Origin of the sequence: Flavobacterium algoris (genome assembly GCF_048158525.1) — a bacterium.
In the GTDB taxonomy this organism is placed as follows: domain Bacteria; phylum Bacteroidota; class Bacteroidia; order Flavobacteriales; family Flavobacteriaceae; genus Flavobacterium; species Flavobacterium algoris.
Genome location: NZ_JBLNKT010000003.1, coordinates 90831 through 113559, shown reverse-complemented (window position 1 = coordinate 113559; position 22729 = coordinate 90831). Strand labels below are relative to the sequence as shown.

The 22729-nt window shown below is 32.6% G+C and carries 22 protein-coding genes; 18 read left to right on the top strand and 4 right to left on the bottom strand.

The window, feature by feature from the left end; genetic code table 11:
* Positions 1–35: 35 nt before the first annotated feature.
* The 6 genes from rplI to ACM55I_RS02520 all read left to right on the top strand — a co-directional run bounded on the left by rplI (position 36) and on the right by ACM55I_RS02520 (position 6972).
* Positions 36–476 carry a 50S ribosomal protein L9 gene (gene rplI, locus ACM55I_RS02545; RefSeq protein WP_039110588.1) on the top strand — a complete coding sequence of 147 codons (441 nt, stop codon included), beginning with the start codon at positions 36–38 and terminating at the stop codon, positions 474–476.
* A 96-nt stretch (positions 477–572) separates the two neighbouring features.
* A complete protein-coding gene (locus tag ACM55I_RS02540; RefSeq protein ID WP_416845208.1) occupies positions 573–3728 on the top strand; it encodes a TonB-dependent receptor in 3156 nt (1051 codons plus the stop codon).
* Positions 3729–3837: 109 nt separating this feature from the next.
* The gene (locus ACM55I_RS02535) at positions 3838–4311 is read left to right on the top strand and encodes a DUF6495 family protein (protein WP_416845207.1); all 474 of its coding nucleotides are present in this window, start codon (positions 3838–3840) and stop codon (positions 4309–4311) included.
* Between the two features lie 76 nt (positions 4312–4387).
* Positions 4388–6391 carry an NAD-dependent DNA ligase LigA gene (gene ligA / locus ACM55I_RS02530; protein ID WP_416845206.1) on the top strand — a complete coding sequence of 668 codons (2004 nt, stop codon included), beginning with the start codon at positions 4388–4390 and terminating at the stop codon, positions 6389–6391.
* Positions 6392–6400: 9 nt separating this feature from the next.
* A complete protein-coding gene (locus tag ACM55I_RS02525; RefSeq protein ID WP_416845205.1) occupies positions 6401–6637 on the top strand; it encodes a hypothetical protein in 237 nt (78 codons plus the stop codon).
* A gap of 77 nt (positions 6638–6714) precedes the next feature.
* Positions 6715–6972 (top strand): hypothetical protein, encoded by a 258-nt coding sequence (locus tag ACM55I_RS02520; RefSeq protein ID WP_416845204.1) that lies wholly within the window; start codon positions 6715–6717, stop codon positions 6970–6972.
* A 46-nt stretch (positions 6973–7018) separates the two neighbouring features.
* On the opposite strand, the gene ACM55I_RS02515 is transcribed toward ACM55I_RS02520, so the two are convergent.
* Together ACM55I_RS02515 and ACM55I_RS02510 are read right to left on the bottom strand one after the other, a co-directional pair.
* Positions 7019–7930 carry a bifunctional metallophosphatase/5'-nucleotidase gene (locus ACM55I_RS02515; protein ID WP_416845203.1) on the bottom strand — a complete coding sequence of 304 codons (912 nt, stop codon included), beginning with the start codon at positions 7928–7930 and terminating at the stop codon, positions 7019–7021.
* A gap of 138 nt (positions 7931–8068) precedes the next feature.
* Positions 8069–8878 carry a 5'-nucleotidase C-terminal domain-containing protein gene (locus ACM55I_RS02510; RefSeq protein ID WP_416845202.1) on the bottom strand — a complete coding sequence of 270 codons (810 nt, stop codon included), beginning with the start codon at positions 8876–8878 and terminating at the stop codon, positions 8069–8071.
* A 47-nt stretch (positions 8879–8925) separates the two neighbouring features.
* Between ACM55I_RS02510 and ACM55I_RS02505 the strand changes: the two genes are divergently transcribed.
* The 12 genes from ACM55I_RS02505 to ACM55I_RS02450 all read left to right on the top strand — a co-directional run bounded on the left by ACM55I_RS02505 (position 8926) and on the right by ACM55I_RS02450 (position 20764).
* The gene (locus tag ACM55I_RS02505) at positions 8926–9444 is read left to right on the top strand and encodes a DUF6913 domain-containing protein (protein ID WP_416845201.1); all 519 of its coding nucleotides are present in this window, start codon (positions 8926–8928) and stop codon (positions 9442–9444) included.
* A gap of 6 nt (positions 9445–9450) precedes the next feature.
* The gene (gene dapA, locus ACM55I_RS02500; RefSeq protein WP_416845200.1) at positions 9451–10338 is read left to right on the top strand and encodes a 4-hydroxy-tetrahydrodipicolinate synthase; all 888 of its coding nucleotides are present in this window, start codon (positions 9451–9453) and stop codon (positions 10336–10338) included.
* Between the two features lie 131 nt (positions 10339–10469).
* A complete protein-coding gene (locus tag ACM55I_RS02495; protein ID WP_416845199.1) occupies positions 10470–11264 on the top strand; it encodes an outer membrane protein assembly factor BamD in 795 nt (264 codons plus the stop codon).
* 8 nt (positions 11265–11272) lie between these two features.
* Positions 11273–11590: a DNA-directed RNA polymerase subunit omega gene (locus tag ACM55I_RS02490; RefSeq protein ID WP_035671643.1), complete on the top strand. Its 318-nt coding sequence runs from the start codon at positions 11273–11275 to the stop codon at positions 11588–11590.
* Between the two features lie 8 nt (positions 11591–11598).
* Positions 11599–12810, top strand: coding sequence for a bifunctional phosphopantothenoylcysteine decarboxylase/phosphopantothenate--cysteine ligase CoaBC (coaBC, locus tag ACM55I_RS02485; protein WP_416845198.1), 1212 nt, complete (start codon positions 11599–11601; stop codon positions 12808–12810).
* The gene (gene porD, locus ACM55I_RS02480) at positions 12803–13687 is read left to right on the top strand and encodes a type IX secretion system protein PorD (RefSeq protein WP_416845197.1); all 885 of its coding nucleotides are present in this window, start codon (positions 12803–12805) and stop codon (positions 13685–13687) included. Before coaBC ends, porD begins: the two co-directional genes overlap by 8 nt.
* Before the next feature lie 56 nt (positions 13688–13743).
* The gene (recN, locus tag ACM55I_RS02475; RefSeq protein WP_416845196.1) at positions 13744–15396 is read left to right on the top strand and encodes a DNA repair protein RecN; all 1653 of its coding nucleotides are present in this window, start codon (positions 13744–13746) and stop codon (positions 15394–15396) included.
* 91 nt (positions 15397–15487) lie between these two features.
* Entirely contained in the window at positions 15488–16678 is a 1191-nt protein-coding gene (fabV, locus tag ACM55I_RS02470) for an enoyl-ACP reductase FabV (protein WP_416845195.1), read from the top strand.
* Positions 16679–16803: 125 nt separating this feature from the next.
* The gene (locus tag ACM55I_RS02465; protein WP_416845194.1) at positions 16804–17802 is read left to right on the top strand and encodes a glycosyltransferase family 2 protein; all 999 of its coding nucleotides are present in this window, start codon (positions 16804–16806) and stop codon (positions 17800–17802) included.
* A 1-nt stretch (position 17803) separates the two neighbouring features.
* Positions 17804–18388: a dephospho-CoA kinase gene (gene coaE, locus ACM55I_RS02460; protein ID WP_416845193.1), complete on the top strand. Its 585-nt coding sequence runs from the start codon at positions 17804–17806 to the stop codon at positions 18386–18388.
* A 71-nt stretch (positions 18389–18459) separates the two neighbouring features.
* On the top strand, positions 18460–20043 hold the full coding sequence (locus ACM55I_RS02455) for a sensor histidine kinase (RefSeq protein ID WP_416845192.1): 1584 nt from the start codon (positions 18460–18462) through the stop codon (positions 20041–20043).
* Positions 20044–20047: 4 nt separating this feature from the next.
* Positions 20048–20764 carry a response regulator transcription factor gene (locus ACM55I_RS02450; RefSeq protein WP_416845191.1) on the top strand — a complete coding sequence of 239 codons (717 nt, stop codon included), beginning with the start codon at positions 20048–20050 and terminating at the stop codon, positions 20762–20764.
* A gap of 138 nt (positions 20765–20902) precedes the next feature.
* Here the strand turns inward: ACM55I_RS02450 and ACM55I_RS02445 are convergent, their stop codons facing one another.
* Both ACM55I_RS02445 and miaA read right to left on the bottom strand, forming a co-directional pair.
* Complete coding sequence (locus tag ACM55I_RS02445) at positions 20903–21643, bottom strand: acyl-[acyl-carrier-protein] thioesterase (protein WP_416845190.1); 741 nt, start codon at positions 21641–21643, stop codon at positions 20903–20905.
* Positions 21644–21697: 54 nt separating this feature from the next.
* Positions 21698–22621, bottom strand: a complete 924-nt coding sequence (gene miaA / locus ACM55I_RS02440) for a tRNA (adenosine(37)-N6)-dimethylallyltransferase MiaA (protein ID WP_416845189.1) — start codon at positions 22619–22621, stop codon at positions 21698–21700.
* Between the last annotated feature and the right edge of the window lie 108 nt (positions 22622–22729).

Genomic DNA, 22729 nt, shown 5'->3' with positions numbered 1-22729 from the left:
TATGAAACCTAACTTCTATAAAAAAGGACAACAACATGGAACTTATTTTAAGAAAAGATGTTCAAAATTTAGGATTTAAAGATGACGTAGTAAATGTGAAAAACGGATACGGTCGTAACTTTTTAATCCCACAAGGGCACGCACATTTAGCTACTTCTTCTGCAAAGAAAGTATTAGCTGAAAACCTAAAACAAAGAGCGCACAAAGAAGAAAAAGTAGTAAACGATGCAAAAGCATTGGCTGAAGCTTTGAAAGCTATTGAAATTAAAATTTTCGCAAAAGCAGGTGGTGAAAAATTATTCGGTTCAATCACGAACATTGATATCGCTGAAGCATTAGCAAAAGGAGGTCAAGTAATTGACAGAAAATTTATTACTAGTGGAATCGTTAAACGTACAGGAAAATATGCTGCTAACGTTAGATTGCACAGAGAAGTAATTATTGAATTACCTTATGAAATTGTTGCTGAAAAATAAAATTTAGTTAACAATTTGTTAATAAAATATAAAAATCACTCTTAGGAGTGATTTTTTTTTGGCTAATTTTGGCCAAAATAACTAACACTCAAATAAATGAAAAAAATTATTACTTTATTGTTTTTTGTGTTTGGTCTTCATATGATGGTAGGCCAAACTACAACATCGAGTATTAAGGGAATAGTGAAAAGCTCTGGTAATGAGTTGCTCTCAGGTGCAACGGTACTTGCAATTCATACTCCATCTGGAACTAAATATTCTGCATTATCGAATGCTGATGGAAGATTCAACATGTTGAACATGAGAATTGGCGGACCATACAAAATTGTAGTTTCGTTTGTAGGTTTTAAAAATCAAGAATTCAATGATGTTTATCTTGAATTAGGTAAAGCATTTGGTTTAGATATCATTTTGCAAGATGAAAGCCAAAAGTTAGAAGAAGTAAAAGTCGTAGGGACTAAAAATAAAGTTTTTCAAAGTGGGAGAACTGGTGCCGAAACTACTATAGGTAGAAGAGAATTGGCAGTATTGCCATCAATCTCAAGATCAGCTGAGGATTTTACACGTTTGGAGCCTTCTGCCAGCGGAGGATCTTTTGGAGGTAGAAATGATCAATATAATAATTATTCGTTGAATGGAGCTGTATTTAATAACCCTTTTGGATTAGATGCCGCAACTCCCGGTGGACAAACGAGTTCTCAGCCAATTTCATTAGATGCTATTGATCAAATTCAGGTTGCCACTGCTCCTTATGATGTGACTTTATCAGGTTTTACAGGGGCTTCTGTAAATGCTGTAACTAAATCAGGTACAAATGAATTTCATGGTACTGCTTATACTTTTTACAGAAACCAAGATTTAACAGGTAATAAAGTGCATGGAGAGAAAATATTTGTTCCTTCTTTAGAGCAAACACAAGCAGGTTTGAGTATTGGAGGTCCAATAGTTAAAAACAAATTATTTTTCTTTGCCAATTATGAAATTGACAAAAGAAGCGATTTAGGTTCCAATGTTGTTGCCAATGATGGAAATGCGACAACAGGTGTAAATGAATCTAGAGTTTTAGCTACTGATTTAATGCATGTTTCTACTGAATTAGGAAAGTTAGGTTACAATACTGGAGCTTATCAAGGATTTACACACAATTCAAATTCCAATAAAGGAATTATTAAATTTGACTGGAATATTAATGACAATCACAAATTAGCTTTTATTTATAATTTCTTGGATGCATCCAAAGATAAACCTGCACATCCTACAGCGATTCTTCGTAGAGGACCAGATGTTAATACAATGCAGTTTCAAAACTCTGGATACCAAATAAACAATCAAATTAGCTCTTTCTTAGTGGAGTTGAACTCTAAATTTAGCGAGATTGTTACTAATAAACTACAAGCGGGTTATACTCATTTTAATGATTTCAGAAGACCATTTTCTGCTCCTGCACCAGTTATCAGCATAACTAAGGATGGTTCTCCATATATTATTGCTGGACATGAACCGTTCTCAATCAACAATAAATTAGATCAAAAAGTAATTCAAATTACAGATAATTTAAATGTTATAAGAGGGAATCATACCTATACGGCAGGTTTTTCTTTTGAGAAATTCATTTTCAAAAATTCATTTAATCTAAAAGGATATGGATTTGATGTTTTTGGAACTACAGATTTGGCTGGTTTTGATGCTAATATTGCAAGTGGATATTATGCTTCTGCGATTGCTGCAGCTCAAACAACATTTGATACAAAAAACGCGCTTCAGGACGGAGCAAATGGCGGTTGGAATTTAGCTGAAACTACTGTTGGTCAACTAGCATTTTATGTTCAGGACGAATGGAATATAAATGATAATTTCAAATTAATTTATGGATTAAGGGCTGATAAGCCATTGTATTTTAATACCTCAAAATTAATACAGAAATTTATTGACACTGATAATTCAGAAGGGTATGTTCCAACTATCAATTATTATAATCCAAAAGATGGTAGTACTGTAAATTTCGATTCTACAAAACTACCTGGAAATGCATTGTTATGGTCACCTAGAGTAGGTTTCAATTGGGATGTAAATGGAAATAAAGTAACACAATTGCGTGGTGGAACAGGTGTTTTTACTGGAAAGCTACCATTTGTATGGATTGGTAATCAAGTAGGTGGTACAGATCCATTTTTCTATGAAGTTGTTAATAATAATTTTAAATTTCCTCAAGTTTGGAGAACAAGTTTAGGTATCGACCATAAATTTGAAAATAATTATATTTTAACAGTAGATATGTCTTATAATAAAGATATCAATGCAGTCCATGTTCAGGATTGGGGATTAAAAACACCTACAAGTCAATTGAATGGTGTTGATAACAGACCAATTTATGGTTCTAATGATTATGGTACTTGGAATGAATATGGTTTTCCAGCAAGAGCGCATGCGTATGTATTGACTAATTCAAAAAAAGGAAGTGCATTTAATACTTCTGTTAAAGTGCAAAAAACTTTTGATAATGGATTGTTTGCTAGTTTAGCCTACAACTATCTGAAATCGCAAGATGTGAATTCTATCGAAGCAGAAATTACTGGTGATGCCTTTAATTTTAACCCAGCTTTAGGAAATGTTAATAATGATGTTCTTTCTAATTCTAAATATGGAGATACACACCGTTTTATTGGTGTAGCTTCAAAAAAATGGAAATATGGAAATGATAAATGGGCAACTACAGTTTCTACTTTCTTTGAATATGCTCAAGGAGGTCGTTTCAATTATACTTACGGAGGCGATATTAATAATGATGGAGCCTCAGGAAATGACTTGATTTATATTCCGACGACAGCTGAAATCAGTGCTATGATTTTTTCGGGTGCAGGTCAAGGTGCAGCATTTGATAATTTTATCAAACAAGATGATTATTTGAATGGAAGAAGAGGTCAGTATGCAGAACGTTACGGAGCTTTATCTCCGTGGAGAGGAAAATGGGATCTTAAATTAATGCAAGATTATAATTTTAAAATTTCATCAGCTTCCGAAAAGAAAAATACAATCCAATTTAGTGTTGATGTTCTGAATCTAGGGAATTTATTGAACTCAGATTGGGGATTAATTCAGCAACCAATCAGTGTGCAACCAATAGGTGTAAAGGTTAATGCTGCAAATATTCCTACTTATACATTCAATGGAACACAAACCAAAACCTTCAGTTATGATGCCAGTTTAGCTTCAAGATGGCAAGCGCAATTTGGTATCAGATATATTTTCTAGAAAAGATAAAAAATACATTAAATTTGCCCTCTCCTTTGAGAGGGCTTTTTTATGAGCTATCGAATCCAAAAGAGAACAAAATGTCAAAAGTTAAAATCAAAATACACGAATGAAATACTCAAGATTAACAAAAGAACAATTTGAAGAATTAGTACCTGAATTCACTAATTTTTTGGCTACTCAAGCAATTGATAAAGCAGAGTGGGATAAAATTAAAAGGGAAAAACCGGAAGTGGCAGAACAAGAACTAGATGTTTTTTCTGATTTGATTTGGGAAGGGGTTCTAACAAAAGCAGAATATTTAGAACATTTTTCTAAAAATCATATTTTTCTTTTTCATTGTTTTGATACCTATGTTCAATCGATTGTTTTGAAATCATTGGTTCCCGAAACTGATTTTCTGACCAAAGAAGGATTGCAATGGCTTAGCGATAACATGTTTACCGATACGATTGAAATGAAAGTAGGAAAAAAAGAGTTTACCGATGAGCGTAATACCTCTATTTTTGCTTTAGTACAACAAGGTTCTTTTTTAAGTGATGGCCTTTTATACAAACAAATAAATACAATTATAGAGTCATAATTGTATTGCAGTTTCTTTTAATTTGGTTATTTTAGTACACTTTTTCAAAAACTAAAATAGCCAATTTTTATTTTCTATGGATATTCAAAATACAATTCAAATTTTAAGAGAGGAATTAAATCAGCACAATTATAATTATTATGTGTTGGATAAAGCAATAATATCCGATTATGATTTTGATTTGAAGTTAAAACAACTCCAAGATTTAGAAAATAAATATCCAGAATACTTTGATGAAAATTCCCCTACGCAACGGGTAGGTGGTACTATTACAAAAAATTTCCAAACTGTTCCTCACGAACACCGAATGTATTCTCTTGATAATTCCTATTCTAAAGAAGAATTAGTTGATTGGGAAAAACGGATTCAAAAAGTTCTCGGAGAAGTTCCATTAGAATATACTTGCGAATTAAAATATGATGGGGCATCAATCAGTATAACTTACGAAAACGGAAAATTAAAACGCGCAGTTACTCGTGGTGATGGTTTTCAAGGTGATGATGTGACTAATAATATTAAAACCATAAAATCAATTCCGCTCAAACTTAAAGGAAATTTCCCTGATAAATTTGATGTACGGGGTGAAATTATTTTGCCTTTTGCCGGTTTCGAAAAAATGAATCAGGACTTAATCGAAATTGGGGAATTACCGTATTCAAATCCTAGAAATACGGCTTCGGGAAGTTTGAAATTGCAGGACAGCGCCGAAGTTGCAAAAAGACCTTTAGATTGTTTGTTGTATTTTTTAATTGGAAATAATCTGCCTTTTAAATCCCAATATGAAGGATTAGAAACGGCAAGGGAATGGGGATTTAAAGCGCCAAAAGAAGCAAAACTGGCTCGAAATCTAGAAGAAGTTTTCCAATTCATAGATTATTGGGACACCCACAGACATACTCTTCCGTATGAAACGGATGGCGTAGTGGTAAAAGTAAATTCGTTTCATTATCAGGACGAATTGGGTTTTACAGCTAAATCTCCCCGTTGGGCAATTGCCTATAAATTCAAATCAGAACAAGTCTCAACAAAATTGAATTCGATTTCTTATCAGGTGGGGCGAACTGGGGCGATTACGCCAGTGGCTAATTTAGAGCCGGTGCAACTGGCAGGAACCATTGTGAAACGTGCTTCTTTGCATAACGCGGATCAAATTGAGAAATTGGATATTCGTGTAGGAGATACTGTTTTTGTGGAAAAAGGGGGAGAGATAATCCCTAAGATTATTGCCGTTGACTTAAGCAAACGTCCAGAAAATACAAAACCCACAAAATACATTACTAATTGTCCGGAATGCAATACTGAGTTAGTGCGAAATGAAGGCGAGGCAAATCATTATTGTCCGAATTTTTATGGTTGTCCTCCACAGATTATTGGACGAATTCAGCATTATATTTCTCGAAAAGCGATGGATATTGAAGGCCTTGGCGGAGAAACAGTAGCATTGCTTTTCAATAATGGACTGGTTCACAATTACGCTAATTTATATGAATTGACCGTCGAGCAAATTCTTCCTTTGGAAAGAATGGCTCAAAAATCGGCTGAAAATTTAGTGAAAGGGGTCGCCAATTCGAAAAACATTCCTTTTGAGAGTGTTTTGTTTGCTCTTGGAATCCGATTTGTTGGTGAAACGGTCGCTAAGAAATTAGCGAAGCATTATAAAAATATAGACGCATTGAGTCAGGCCACATTGATGGATTTGATTTTGGTGGATGAAATAGGGGACCGTATTGCGCAAAGTGTAATTGACTTTTTCGAAAACCAAGAAAATAGAATTATTATTGAAAGATTAAAAAAACATGGCGTACAATTTGAAATTGTTGAGAAAATAAACCCAAATGCCACAGATAAACTCTCTGGAAAAACTTTTGTTGTTTCAGGAGTTTTTGAGAAATTTTCCAGAGACGATTTAAAAAAAGCTATTGAAGATAACGGTGGGAAAGTGGGAAGTTCTATTTCTGCCAAAACAGATTATGTTGTTGCCGGAGATAATATGGGACCGGCTAAACTTGAAAAAGCCAATAAACTGAACATCCCAATAATTTCTGAAGATGATTTTATGAAACTGATAAATGAAGACTAGAAACTGTAAATGGCAATAGTAAAAAATAATGATAGCCTTGAAAAATGGATTATAGATTTTTATTTCACAGTTGCTTCGGTTGAAGATGTTGTGGAGCTATTTGCATATAAACCATTACTTTTTTTTCTAAAGCCTCTTATTTCAATACTATTGATGATTTTGTATTGGAATACTTCAAATGAAAGAAATAAACTATTTTTCGCAACAATATTCTTCTCATTAATAACAAATGTTTTTTTATTCTAAATACTGAAAAGATACTTTTTTTAGGGTTAGTAGCCTTTTTAATACATCGAGTGCTGATAATTTATTATATAATTAAATTGACAGAACTTAGGGACTTCATTCCTTTACTGATCATTCAAAATATATTGATTTCCATTCTAGGCGGAATTGCTTTGTCCAATTATGTGTTGAATAATGTTAAAAATAATACCTGGTTATTAATTTTTGGATTGTTATCGGTGACGCAATATTTTATAGTTTTTATTGAAAAATATTATCTTTCTAGTATGGCACCAACAGTTTTTAGACCATTGGTAATGCTGATAAACATAACATTGCATTATGCTTTTTTATAAATTTGTTATCGATGTTGAGTATTCCAGAATTTCAGATCCCGAAAAATTAAACAATAATTGATGTTCCTTTGTATGCATTCTGTTTATTATTATCCAAATAAAAATCAATTCTACCCAAGTTAATTCCATAACAACCCACTTGATTTACTAAAACGTCTTTACCAACCAGATTTTTTGCGACCGTTGGTTTGTCAAGAAAAGTATGCGTGTGACCACCTATTATTAAGTCAATATCCTGGGTCAGTTCCGCTAGTTTCATATCACAAATTTTATTGGGTTCGTCTTTGTATTGATACCCTAAATGCGACAAACAAATCACTACATCGCATTGTTGTTCTTTTTTTAAAATCCGAACCATATCTTGCGCCGTCTCAACAGGATTGTTGTAAACAGTTTCTTTATACATTCCTTTGTCCACTAATCCGTCGAGTTCTATTCCAAGGCCAAAAACACCCACTTTAATTCCGTTTTTATTAAATATCTTATACGGTTTTACAAAACCATCCATCACCGTGTTTTTAAAATCATAGTTTGCTGATAAGAATTCAAACTTCGCATGAGGCATTTGAGCATACAAACCCTCAACGCCATTATCAAAATCATGATTTCCTATCGTGGAAGCATCATATTGCATCATGCTCATCAATTTAAATTCTAATTCACCGCCGTAATAATTAAAATACGGCGTTCCCTGAAAAATATCACCGGCATCAAGCAACAGCACATTTGGATTTCCTTTTCGGATTGATTCTATAAGAGCCGCTCTTCGTACAACGCCGCCCATATTAGGATTTCTGGGATGATCCGCAGGAAAAGGATCAATATAACTGTGCACATCATTCGTATGTAGAATCGTCAGGTGTCTCGTCTCTATAGATGAAAAGCTGGTCAAAGGCAATCCTAAACTTAATAAAGCGGTACTAGCAGCGGTTTTTTCGATAAAATCTCTTCTTTTCATTTTTGTTTTTTTGGAGCTATTTCCTGCTGTACGCTATATCTTTATGTTTTTAAAGAAAAAACATAAAGGATGCTGCTTTCATCAGGGCTAGGGCTATATATTTATGAACTATTTTCTTCTTTTTAAATGAATCCTTTTTTATTCAACAGTAATTCTGGTATCATTTACAACAGGGATGGTATCCACTTCTTTGAAATAATCAATCAGAATATTTCGTAATTTATAATCTAAAACATATTTCTGAACGCCTTTTTTGAAGAAATTCATATTGTCGCCACCATTGGATAAATAATCATTGGTACCCACATAATAAATTTTGTCTTTTTCAATTGGTTTTCCTTGAACTAAGATGTTTTTGGCTGTGTTATTTTTGTCAATTGTAAAGGTTATACCGGATAAAGGATGTGGTTTTTTTTCGGAGATAAAATAATCAACTAATTCTAAAATTTGTTCTCCTTTTAAAGCAATAACAACCATGCTGTTTTCAAAAGGCATAATCTCAAATGCTGTTCTTGTTGTTACATTTCCTTTTGGAAGAATAGAACGAATGCCGCCGTGATTCAATAAACAGATATCGATATTCTTTTGTTCTCGGGCATTAAAAACTAAATTGCCTCGCATCAAGGTAACATCGGCCAGTAAATTTCCAATAGTGGTCTGCCATTTACCGGAATTTTTATCTAAAGTTACCGGACAATACGCCAAAATGCTGTCTAAATCTTTATTAATGTGGTCGCGGTAGGGTTTGATAAAGTTTTCAATTAACTTTGTTTGTTCGCTATCTAGTTTCGGGTCAGGAGCTTGGTTTTTCTTTTCAGCAATTGGGATTTTTTTGCCTTCTATCTTTGTTACGTAATAATTTTGTTTACTACAGGAAGTAATAAAAACAAATGTTAAGAATATAACAAAAAGTTTTAAAACATCGTTATACTTTTTTAGATTTACCATTTCAAATGCGACTTAATTAATTAATTTTGTAAACAAGTAAAAGTAATATGTTTTTAAATTACATAAAGGATTTTTCTGTAAAAAAAATATTAAAAAACAGTTTGCATAATGTTAAGAGCAGTCCGCTTTCAACTACAATACAAACTGTAGGTTTACTTATAGATGCCAGTTCTTTTTCGGAAAAAGACGCTTTGATTAGCGAATTAATCGCAAATGGAATTCCAGCAGACAATATTAAAGTTATTGTTTACAAAGATAAATTTAAAAAAAGCGATGCGCAGACTCATCCTGCTTTTGGAGCGAAACATCTCAATTGGAAAGGGGAGATTTCGAATCAACAGGCAAATGAATTTGTAAACGAAAAGTTTGATTTACTAATCAATTATTACGATGTTGAAAAAGCAATTTTAATGGTGGTGACTCATAATTCAAAAGCACAATTTAAAGTTGGATTTTCATCGATAGATAAAAGATTAAATCATTTGATAATCAATACCAATGCCGAAAATTATAAAGTTTTCACCCACGAATTATTTAGATATTTAAAAATATTAAACAAATTATAATCCCATATGCAATCATTAATAGGAACAGGTGTTGCCCTTGTAACGCCATTTAACAAGGATTTTTCAATTGATACGGAAGCATTAAAAAGAATTGTAAATTTTTCCATCGATAATGGAATTGAATACCTTGTCGTACTTGGTACAACTGCTGAAAATGCAACATTGTCCCAAGATGAAAAAGAATTAGTTATCAAGACGGTAATAGAAACTAATAATGGAAGATTGCCATTGGTATTAGGTGTTGGGGGTAATAATACAATGAAAGTTGTTGGGGAACTTAAAACTAGAGATTTATCACAGTTTGCGGCTATACTTTCGGTTTCGCCATATTATAATAAACCAACCCAGGAAGGGATTTACCAACACTTTAAAGCTGTTGCTGAAGCTTCTCCGATTCCTGTGATTTTATACAATGTACCAGGGAGAACGGCAAGTAATATGATGTCGTCAACAGTTTTGCGTTTAGCAAATGATTTTGAAAATGTAGTTGCTATCAAGGAAGCGGCTGGTGACATTGTTCAAGCGATGCAAATATTGAAAAATAAACCAAAGGATTTTCTTGTGATTTCTGGCGATGATATGATTGCTTTGCCAATGATTTTGGCGGGTGGATCTGGCGTTATATCCGTAATTGGGCAAGGTTTTCCAAAAGAATTCTCTGAAATGATTCGATTGGGTTTAAATAAAAAAGTAGATGAAGCGTTCAAAACACAATACCTTTTATCAGATTGTATCGATATGATTTTTGAGCAGGGAAATCCTGCAGGAATCAAACAAGTGTTTCTCTCACTGGGAATCGCTGAAAATACAGTGCGTCTACCATTAGTAAATGTTGATGAATCGTTGGCTAACAGAATTGGTCAATTTGTTGAAAAAATGAATAAGCAAGCTTAAAAAGCTGCGTCTTTTTTTATGCAAAAATATATTTTGTAGTAGCTAAATTAATAACTAAATTTGCCACCGAAACTTCGGTATGATTTTCTGTAGGTTGAATACAACTATGGAATCGTAAAAAAAGTAAAAAAATGAAAAAAATAATATCTCTATTGCTTCTTGTTGCACTTTTTAGTTCTTGTAACGAATATCAAAAAGCATTAAAAACCGAAGATGTTGCTGTAAAATTTGATATAGCTACTAAATTGTACGATGCTGGGAAATATTCAAAAGCAATTCGTCTTTTTGAGCAAATAGCTCCGGCATATAGAGGGAAACCTCAGGCGGAAAAATTGTTTTATATGTTTTCTCAGTCATATTATAAAACCAAACAATATTATTTAGCGGGATATCAATTTGAAAGTTTTGTTTCGGGTTATCCAAAAAGTGAAAAAATACAGGAAGCTGCTTATTTAGGTGCTAAGAGTTATTCTAAATTATCACCGGCTTACAGCTTGGATCAGGCAGATACTGTGAAAGCGATAGATAAATTACAATCTTTTATTGATTCGTATCCTAATTCAGAATATTTAGCAGACGCAAATGCAACTTTAAAAGTGCTAAGCGATAAAATAGAGAAGAAAGTTTATGAAAATGCAAAAGGATACAATACTATTTCAGATTATAAATCAGCGATAATTGCTTTTGATAATTTTATAGCGGATTATCCCGGAACAAAATTCAAGGAAGATGCCTTATTTTACAAATATGATTCGGCTTATCAACTGGCAATCAATAGTATTCCTGCAAAAATGGAAGAGCGATTAAATGTTGCAAAAGTGGCACACTCAAATTTAGTGAAATTTGATGCCAATACAAAATACAAAAAGAAAGCAGACGAAATGTTCGCTAGGATTGATAAAGATTTACAAAAATTTACTAAATAAATAAAGTCATGGATTTAAAAAAGACGAATGCTCCAGTAAATACAATAACATACAATAAGAATGTTATTGAAGAACCTACTGGTAACGTGTATGAAGCGATAACCATTATGGCTAAAAGAGCAAACCAAATCAATTCTGAAATCAAAAAAGAATTGACTGAGAAATTGGAAGAATTTGCTACATATAATGACAGTCTTGAAGAAGTTTTTGAAAACAAAGAACAAATTGAGGTTTCAAAATTTTACGAAAAATTGCCTAAGCCTCACGCTTTAGCAGTTCAAGAATGGTTAGATGGTAAAATCTACCACAGAGATTCAAATAAGTAATAGTAGTAATGTCAGTTTTAAACGGTAAGAAAATTTTGCTAGGTATTTCTGGTGGAATTGCAGCCTATAAAACAGCTTCATTAGTACGACTTTTCATAAAAGCAGGTGCACATGTCCAAGTGATAATGACACCTGCTTCTAAGGATTTTATAACTCCATTAACGTTATCTACGTTATCTAAAAATCCTGTATTTTCCAGTTTTTACAATCAAGACGACGAGAACGAGAAATGGAACAATCATGTTGAATTAGCACTTTGGGCTGATTTGATGGTTATTGCTCCAGCTACTGCAAATACCTTGTCGAAAATGGCAAATGGTACTTGTGATAATCTTCTGATTGCAGCCTATTTATCGGCAAAATGTCCTGTTTATTATGTGCCCGCAATGGATTTGGATATGTACAAACATCCATCCACCGTTGCTAATTTTTTCTCACTTACTGAATTTGGAGATACTATAATTCCTGCTGAAAGCGGAGAATTAGCCAGTGGACTTTCAGGAGAAGGAAGAATGGCCGAACCGGAACATATTGCTGCATTTATTGAAGCTGATTTAGAAAGCAGATTGCCATTAAAAGGAAAAAAAATATTAATTACTGCCGGTCCCACATACGAAGCAATAGATCCTGTACGTTTTATAGGAAATCATTCTTCAGGAAAAATGGGTTTTGATATTGCCTCTAGTGCTGCAAATTTGGGAGCTTCAGTAGTATTAGTTACTGGGCCTACACATTGTAAAGCTACTAATCCATTAATAAAAGTGATTCCTGTAGTTTCTGCTCAGGAAATGTATGATGCATGTCATCAATATTATGCTGCTGTAGATGTTGCTATTGCTGCTGCTGCTGTAGCGGATTATAAGCCTAAGAATCTAGCGTTGCAAAAGATCAAAAAGAATGCAGATGATTTTACTATTGAGCTGGAGAAAACAAAAGATATTTTAGCTTCTTTTGGGGAAAGTAAAAAAAATCAGTTTTTAATTGGTTTTGCTTTAGAAACAGAAAATGAAATTGAAAATGCGAAGCTGAAAATTCAGAAAAAAAACTTAGATTTGATAGTTCTAAATTCATTGCAAGATGAAGGAGCCGGTTTTGGAAAGACAACAAATAAAATTACTTTTATAGATAAGTTTTTTACTATCGAAGCCATGGAATTAAAATCAAAAGAAGCAGTTGCAGATGATATATTAAACAAAGTAATAGCACACTTTTATGCATAAAATAATTACTTTTCTTTTACTACTGACTTTTGGGCTTTCGCAAGCGCAACAGTTAAATTGTACTGTGACAGTAAATGCACAAAAATTAAGTAATGCAAATCAGCAAGTTTTCAAGACGCTGGAAACATCAATAAGTGAATTTGTAAATAAAACGGATTGGACAGGGCAGACTTTTAAACAAAATGAAAAGATTAATTGCTCGATGTATATTACCGTTTCATCAAATAGTTCGGATCAATTTACTGCCACTATTCAGGTACAATCATCAAGACCTATTTTTAATTCCTCCTACGCATCTCCAGTACTAAATTTTAATGATAAAGACTTTAGTTTTAGATATACTGAGTTCGAAAATTTAATTTTTAATCCAACTACTTTCGATTCTAATTTAGTTTCAGTAATTGCTTTTTACAGTTATGTAATTTTAGGAATGGATTCAGATACGTTTGTTTTGGAATCAGGAAATCCAAATTTTGAAATAGCCCAGAATATTTCCAATGTGGCACAACAAGGAGGGTCTAAAGGTTGGGGACAAACAGATGGAAATCAAAACAGATATTTTTTGATAAACGATATTTTATCACCTGCATTTAAACTAGTGAGACAAACTATGTATGACTATCATACCGGATTAGACTTAATGAGTCAAGATTTAAAAGCTTCGAAAGAAAAAATAAAAGGATCGTTAATTAATTTGTCAAAATTAAATTCTTCAAGACCTAATGCCTTTTTGACGCGTGTCTTTTTTGATGCTAAATCAGATGAAATAGTATCTATATTTTCTGGTGGTCCAAGTATTACAATATCAGATTTAGTTGATAATCTGAATAAAATTTCTCCTTTGAATTCAAGTAAATGGGTGCTAATAAAATATTAATTGGTTTTCAATTTTTTAAATTAATCTTTAGCTCCTCATCCCAAAACAATATATAAATGATAACGTCACTTTCGATAAAAAACTATGCTTTAATAGAAAAATTGACTATCGATTTTTCAAAAGGTTTCTCAACAATAACAGGAGAAACGGGAGCTGGTAAATCAATAATTTTAGGAGCATTAGGACTAGTTTTAGGAAAAAGAGCCGACTTGACTTCTTTGAAGAACAAGGAAGAAAAATGCATCATTGAAGCTCATTTTGAAATTTCAAAGTATAATTTGTTACCTTTTTTTGACGCCAATGATTTAGACTATGAAAATGAAACTATAATTAGACGCGAAATCCTGCCTTCAGGTAAATCCAGGGCTTTTATCAATGACAGTCCCGTAAATCTTCAGGAACTTCAGGAATTGAGTTTGTTCTTAATTGATATTCATTCGCAACAGCAAACTCAAGAACTTTCGGATGAAAATGTTCAGTTCGATATTATCGATGCCATTGCCAATAATAAAGAGACGATTTTGGATTACCAATCGCTTTTGAAAAGTTATAAATCTGATAAATCCAAATTGAATTCGCTGTTGAAAAAACAAATCGAATCTAAGAAGGAACAGGAATATAATACTTTTTTATTGGATGAATTGGTTGCGGCGCAATTAAAATCAGGTGAACAAGAAACTCTTGAAGCTGATTTTGAAAAACTGAATAATGTTGAGATTATTAAAGAGTCTATCGATAGGTCTTTGGCTATAGCCAATGAAGAACAAATTGGTGTTATGCATAATTTGAATGAAATCAAGGTTTCATTACAAAAAATCGCCTCTTTTTCTACTGAATATCAATCTTTATTAGATAGAATTACAAGCGTAACGATTGAGTTTGATGATATTTCAGAAGAGATGAATCGTTGTTCCGAAAAACTTATTAATGATCCGGAGCAATTGGACTTAATTAGCCAAAAGCTACAGGTTATTTTTAATTTGCAAAAGAAACATCAGGTTTCTACGGTTGATGAATTGCTGAAAATTCAAAGTAACTTAGAAAATTCAGTTTTAGAATTAGGAAATATCGAAGAAGAAATTATCGCATTGACGCATTCGATAGAACAAAAAACAACGACATTAGACGCCATGTCGACTATAATTCATGATAATAGATTGGTATCGATTCCGGTTTTATCTCAAAAATTGGTTTCGATTTTAGAAACGTTAGGAATGCCTAATGTCCGTTTCAAAATCGACATTAATGCTGCTGAAACGTATTTTCAAAATGGGAAAGATGAACTTCAATTTTTATTTTCTGCCAATAAAGGAACTGATTTTGGTTTATTGAAAAAAGTGGCTTCCGGTGGGGAAATGTCAAGAATTATGCTGGCTGTTAAAGCTATATTAGCGCAATATTCAAAATTGCCAACACTAATTTTTGACGAAATTGATACTGGTGTTTCCGGAGAAATTGCCATACGTATGGGTGAAATTATGAAGGAAATGAGTCAGGAAATGCAAATTTTTGCCATTACGCATTTACCTCAAATCGCTGCAAAAGGGAATGCACATTTCAAAGTATTTAAATCGACCGTTGGTGACGATACACAATCGGAATTAAAGTTATTAAACGAGGAAGACAGAGTAGTGGAAATTGCGCAAATGTTATCAGGAACAATCGTTTCTGAATCAGCCTTAAATCACGCAAAAGCCTTGTTGAACTAATATTTTGCTTTATATTTGCTCCCTTTTAGGAAGCATTTTGCGAAAGCTTACAAACAATTATACAAAAAATTAAATTAAAGAATAACCAAATATGATTATAGAACCTAGAATGAGAGGATTTATTTGTACGACATCTCACCCAAAAGGATGCGAACAAAATGTTAAAAATCAGATAGAATATATACAATCAAAAGGAAATATTAATGGGGCTAAAAAAGTCTTAGTAATTGGAGCTTCAACTGGTTTTGGGTTGGCTTCGAGAATTACAAGTGCTTTTGGTTCTAATGCAGCAACGATTGGTATATTTTTTGAAAAAGCACCTTCTGAAGGAAAAACGGCTTCGCCAGGTTGGTATAATTCTGCAGCTTTCGAAAACGAAGCGCATAAAGCGGGTTTATATGCAAAAAGTATCAATGGAGATGCATTTTCTAATGAAATAAAAAAACAAACATTAGATCTTATCAAGGCTGATTTAGGTCAAATTGATTTAATAATTTATAGTTTGGCTTCTCCAGTTCGTGTTCATCCGGTTACAGGTGTAATGCATCGTTCTGTTTTGAAACCAATTGGAAGTACTTTTACAAATAAAACGGTTGATTTCCATTCGGGTAAAGTTTCCGAAATTTCTATTGAGCCTTGTAGTGGTGATGATATTGAAAATACAATTGCTGTAATGGGCGGTGAAGATTGGGAGATGTGGATTGACGCTTTAAAAGCAGAAAATTTATTGGCACCTGGCGCTACAACTGTTGCTTATTCTTATATTGGGCCCTCATTGACTGAGGCGGTTTATAGAAAAGGAACAATAGGTCGTGCTAAAGATCATCTTGAAGCGACCGCATTTGCTATCACAGACAGTTTAGCTGATATTAATGGAAAAGCATATGTTTCTGTAAATAAAGCATTGGTTACGCAAGCAAGTTCTGCGATTCCTGTTATACCATTGTATATTTCTTTATTGTACAAAATAATGAAAGAAGAAGGAATTCATGAAGGTTGTATTGAGCAAATTCAACGTTTATTCCAAGAAAGGTTGTATACCGGAAGTGAAGTTCCTGTAGATGAGAAAGGAAGAATTCGTATTGACGATTTAGAAATGCGTCCTGATGTTCAAGAAAAAGTAGCTAAATTGTGGATTGAGGCTGTTACTGAAAATCTAGCTGAAATAGGTGATTTAGATGGATACAGAAAAGATTTTTACAATCTGTTTGGTTTTGATGTTTCAGGAGTAGATTACAAAGCAGATGCAAACGAAGTGGTCAACATCGAAAGTATTGGGTAATCCTGCACCAAATTATATATTTTTAAAGCCATCAATTAATAGTTGATGGTTTTTTTATGGATAAAGATTATATTTGTTAAATTTTTGGAGTCTAAAAAACATCTCTAATACCACATTCTTAATTTATGTTATTTTCCCTTATCATACCGGTTTACAATCGCCCGGACGAAGTTGATGAACTTTTAGAAAGTTTATCTCGTTCAACCTACAATGAAATTTTTGAAATTGTTATAATTGAAGATGGCTCCACTTTACCTTGTAAGGATGTTGCTGAAAAATATGGAGACAGACTCGATATTTCCTATTATTACAAGGAAAATTCTGGTCCAGGGGATTCAAGAAATTACGGAATGACAAAGGCAAGAGGAGATTACTTTATCATTTTTGACTCGGATTGCATTATTCCAGAAGGGTATTTAAATGAAGTCGATAATGCCTTAAAGCAAAATCATGTGGATTGTTTTGGAGGTCCGGATAAAGCGTTAGATAATTTTTCGGATATTCAAAAAGCAATCAATTTTGCAATGACTTCGTTTCTTACTACTGGAGGAATTAGAGGTGGTTCAGAAAAAATCGATAAGTTTCAGCCCAGAAGTTTTAACATGGGATTGTCTCGAAGAGCTTTTGAAGCGTCGAAAGGTTTTGGAAACATTCATCCTGGTGAAGATCCGGATTTATCAATTCGTTTGTGGAATTTAGGTTTTGAGACTAAACTTTTTCCTAAAGCATTCGTGTATCACAAACGAAGAATTGATTGGGATAAGTTCTCCATTCAGGTGAATAAATTTGGTAAAGCAAGACCCATCCTTAACAGTTGGTACCCACAATACAATAAACTCACTTTTTTTTTCCCTTCTCTTTTTATAATCGGATTTTTCATATCCTTACTACTATTGGTTTTCAATTTTGATCAGCTACTTCAGTTGTATTTTTTTTATTTTTTGGTACTGTTTTTGGTGTCAACCTATCAAAATAAAAGCTTCAAAATAGGATATTTATCTTTAATAGCTGTTTGGAAACAATTTTATGGTTATGGAACTGGATTTTTGGAATCATTTATAAAAATTATCATTCTGAAGCAAAAACCACAAGAGGCTTTTCCGGAGTTGTTTTTCAAAAAATAATATGACAAAAATAATTGGTTTAACAGGCGGTATCGGAAGTGGGAAAACAACCATTGCAAATTATTTTCAATCCTTTGGCATTCCGGTTTACATTGCCGATGATGCCGCAAGGAAAATTATGCAGTCTGCAGCAATTATTGAAGTTATTAAAAAAGTATTTGGTAATTCTATTTTTGAAAATGAGGTATTGAATAGAGAAAAATTAGCGGAGATCGTATTCAATGATCCTGAAAGATTAAAAGAACTCAATAAAATAGTTCATCCTGCCGTAAAAAGAGATTTTGATCAATGGCTTTTGGAACATGAAGCAGCACCTTATATTATTTATGAAGCGGCTATTTTATTTGAAAGCGGTAGCTATAAAAATTGTGATTTAATTATATCGATTACTGCTCCAGTTGAATTGAGGATTCAAAGGGTTATGGAGCGCGATAATACTACACGGGAACTTGTTTTAAAACGAATAAATTCGCAATGGACTGACCAACAGCGCATTTCAAAAAGTGATTTTGTTATTGAAAATATTTCTATTGATACTATAAAGGTAGAAATTCTTAAAATTCTTAAAATTTTAAAGATTAAATAAAATGTGTCTTAGATGTTAATCTTTGGTTAATGTATTATTTAATATATTGTTAAAATACTAAATTTGTCTCGATGAATAAACTTTTTTTTAGATTGCTTGTATTGTTGATGAGTTTGTCCCTGATAGGAATTATTCTTGTTCAGGTGTATTGGTTTAATACCTCATTTAAAAATAATGACGAACAATTCAAATTTCACGTCAAACAGGTTATTGGTAACGTAGCCGATAAATTGCAACAACACGAAGCGTATAGTTTTTATGATAAATACAATCATTATAAAGACAGTACTGGGAAGATTCCAAAAAAGAATGATTTATTAGAGTTTTATTACGTTCAAAAGAATCCAAAAACAAATAAAACCATAATATATTCCAATAGTATTATCTCTGAGGATTATAATATCTCTTCAACGTTTTTTGATAAAAAATTTGACAGCGAAAGGTTTAAGAATTTTAATTCTAAACGGGTAACTGAAGTTTATAACAATAATAAAATTGATAATCCGGGAGTTCAGCAAAGTTTGATACCAGATGTAAGGATTGAAAAATCTGGAAATTTAGATGTTTTGGACAATGCACAATTTGAAATTTTCTTTAAGGATATTGCCTCTGCAATGCCTCTTGAAGAAAGAGTTTCAAAAGAAACATTAAACAAACTCATTAAAAAAGAATTAGAGGAATATGGTGTAAATACAAAATTTGAGTTTGGTATATACAACAATAATTTGGCAACTAAAATCAAGTCAAATAATTTTATATACGATAAGGAAGCCACATATTCGATTCCTATACTTAGTGATAATGAGGGCAACAGTAAGTACCAATTATTGGTTACTTTCCCTCACAAAAAGAAGTTTTTATTATCGGAACTCGTTAGCATAACCATCCTTTCGATCATATTTACGCTTATTATTATTATAGCTTATTCAAGTGCGTTGAACCAATTGATTCGTCAGCGTCACATATCTGAAATAAAAACGGATTTTATTAATAATATGACGCATGAGTTTAAAACTCCCATTGCGACGATTAATTTAGCTTTGGATGCTATTAAAAATCCAAAGATTATTGATGATAAGGAAAAAGTGTTTCGATACCTCCAAATGATCAGGGATGAAAATAAACGAATGCACGCTCAGGTTGAAAATGTTCTACGAATCTCAAAACTGGAGAAAAAAGAATTAGATATTGATAAAGATTCTAATAATATTCATGAAGTTATTAACGATGCGATTGAGCATGTTAATTTGATTTTAGAGGATCGCCAAGGAACGATTACGAGTCATTTTGACGCTAGTAGAACCACTGTTTTAATTAATGATGTTCATTTTACGAATGTGCTTGTTAATATTTTAGAAAATGCAATAAAATATTCCCCAAATGTTCCGGTGATTGATGTTTATACCGAAAATGTTAAAGACGTAGTTATTATCAAAGTTAAAGACAATGGTTTGGGAATGAGTAAAGTGGCTCAAAAAAGGATTTTTGAGAAATTTTATAGAGAACATACCGGAGACATACATAATGTTAAAGGCCACGGATTAGGTCTGGCGTATGTAAAAAGAATAGTTGAAGACCATAACGGTCAAATTTATGTAGAAAGTGAAAAGGGAAAAGGAAGTACCTTCATAATAAAATTACCATTAATAAATTAGGAATATGGAAAATGTAAATAAAAAAATACTTTTAGTGGAGGATGACCTTAATTTTGGTGCAGTACTAAAAGATTATTTAATGCTAAATGATTTTGATGTCACTTTGGCTAAAAATGGAATGGAAGGATTTGAAAAGTTCAAAAAAGATACTTACGATTTGTGTATTCTAGATGTAATGATGCCCTATAAAGATGGATATACGCTAGCTAAAGAAATCAGAGAAAAGAATAATGAAGTGCCTATTATTTTCTTGACGGCAAAATCTATGAAAGAGGATGTGTTGAAAGGATATAAAGCTGGTGCCGATGATTATTTGAACAAACCCTTTGATTCTGAAGTATTGTTGATGAAAATCAAAGCGATTATTCAAAGAAAATCTTCTGATACAAAAGCGGAACAAGTTCAATTTGAATTTAATATTGGTAAATTTCATTTAAATTCTAAACTTCGTTTTCTAACATATGATAATGAAGAGCCTATAAAATTGTCTCCAAAAGAGAATGAATTATTGAAAATGTTGATTCTTCATGAAAATGATTTAATGCCAAGAGAATTAGCTTTGACAAAAATATGGAGAGATGATAACTACTTTACTTCCAGAAGTATGGATGTTTACATCGCTAAACTAAGAAAATATCTGAAACTAGATGAAGATGTTGAAATATTAAACATTCACGGTGAAGGATTTAGATTAGTAGTAAAAAATAAAAAAGCATTATAAACAAAAGGCTTCGAGAAATCGAAGCCTTTATGTGTTAAAAACTATTTTGGGCCTTGCGTTACGGAAATTAAGTGACCTTCACATTTTGAGAAGGAAGAATTGTATTTTTATTCTAAAATAATAAACAGTAGAAACTACTCATCTCCAATTTAGCTGCAAAGCATAACAATTTTTATCTTCTTTCGTAATACTAAAAATAGTTTCATTTTCAGAAATATTTTCATGAATGATTACTTCATCTTTTAAAGACAATTCTTTTAGAAAATTCATTTCGAAACTTTTAACGGCTTGGTTGAGAATTAATTTTTCATCAACTAAATCCAAACACCATTCCAGGTATTTTACATTATTGACATGATTTACAATATCTAAATCCGACAAGAATACGGTTTTTTCAAAAACGATCTCTTTTTCATGATTGAAATTAATCTTAGAAAAACCTTCCTGAGTGGCTCTTTCTTCGGGATATAATTCAAAATGGTCAAACGGCAAAGCCAAACCTTCCGGTCTGCGGGTTTTAGTGTTGAAAACAGCCCAAAAAGTCTCGGAACCTACAATTTTTTCGCCATTCACATGCATTTCTAAAGCACGCACCGAACGGGAATTTTCTAGTGAATTGATCCATGTTTTTACAGTTACAAGATCGCCCCATTTGGGTAATTTACTAATTTCAACACGCATTCTGCTCAAAACCCAAGCTTGGTTGAATTGCTGCATATCCAAAAAACTAATCCCACCAATTTCCGAATGTGCCGCAGCTGTTAACTGCAAAATATTACACAAATCAGTATATTTTAAATACCCATTTGGTGCACATTGCGTGAAATTGATTTCCCAATCTTTGCTTAGAATGGATGTGAAGTTAGGAGCTATTGGCATGTAAATAATTATGAATTATAAATTATGAATTTTTAATCTTGGATATAAGATTTATTATTTTATTTTTTTTGAATTAATATAATCCACAATAGTTTCATACGGAGTTTCAAAATCAAACCATTTGGTATTTTCATTTCTTTTGAACCAAGTGAGTTGTCGTTTAGAAAACCGTCGGGTGTTTTTCTTTATTTCTTCAATGGCAAATTCCAATGAAATTTCTCTGTCAAAATAACTGAATAATTCTCTATATCCTACGGTTTGTAAGGCATTCAACTCTTTATTTGGGAATACTGTTTTTGCTTCCGCCAATAAACCTTCGTTCATCATGATGTTAACACGTTGATTGATTCGGTTGTAAATTATCTTTCTGTCCGCTTCGAGACCAATTAAAATAGGAGTAAAATTACGCGTGTTTTGCTTCTGATTTAAAAAAGAAGAATACGGTTTCCCCGAACCCAAACATACTTCCACAAAACGCATCATTCGTTGTGGGTTTTGCAATGTTTGAGGATTTCCGATTGTCAAAGTTTTATAATAATCGGGATCTAGCGTTTCTAGTTTTTGCTGTAAATATCCAATTCCTAATTTTTCGTAATTAGCTGTTATTTCTGAGCGGACTACAGCATCAATTTCAGGAAATTCATCAAAACCTTTCAGAATTGCATCTACGTATAATCCGGAACCGCCAACGAGAATCGCATAATCATTTGTGAAGAATAATTCGTTGAGTTTGGCAATTGCTTCTTTCTCGAAATCACCTACGGTATAGTTATCAAAGATGGATTTGTTTTGGATAAAATGATGCGGTGCTGCCGCCAATTCTATTGCACTTGGTACAGCTGTCCCAATAGTCATTTCCTTAAAAAACTGACGGCTGTCGCAGGAAAGAATATCACATTTGAAATAATTGGCTAATACAATACTCAAGGAAGTTTTTCCTATAGCCGTAGGTCCGATAATAGTTATTAGGTATTTCATATTTTTTAGCCCAGATGGAAACGAAAACCCCGGAGTTATGAAAGTTATTTTTTCTTGGTGTAAAAGAGCGACCAAAGGAAGGTCCTTTTATGCCTTAGAAAAACAACT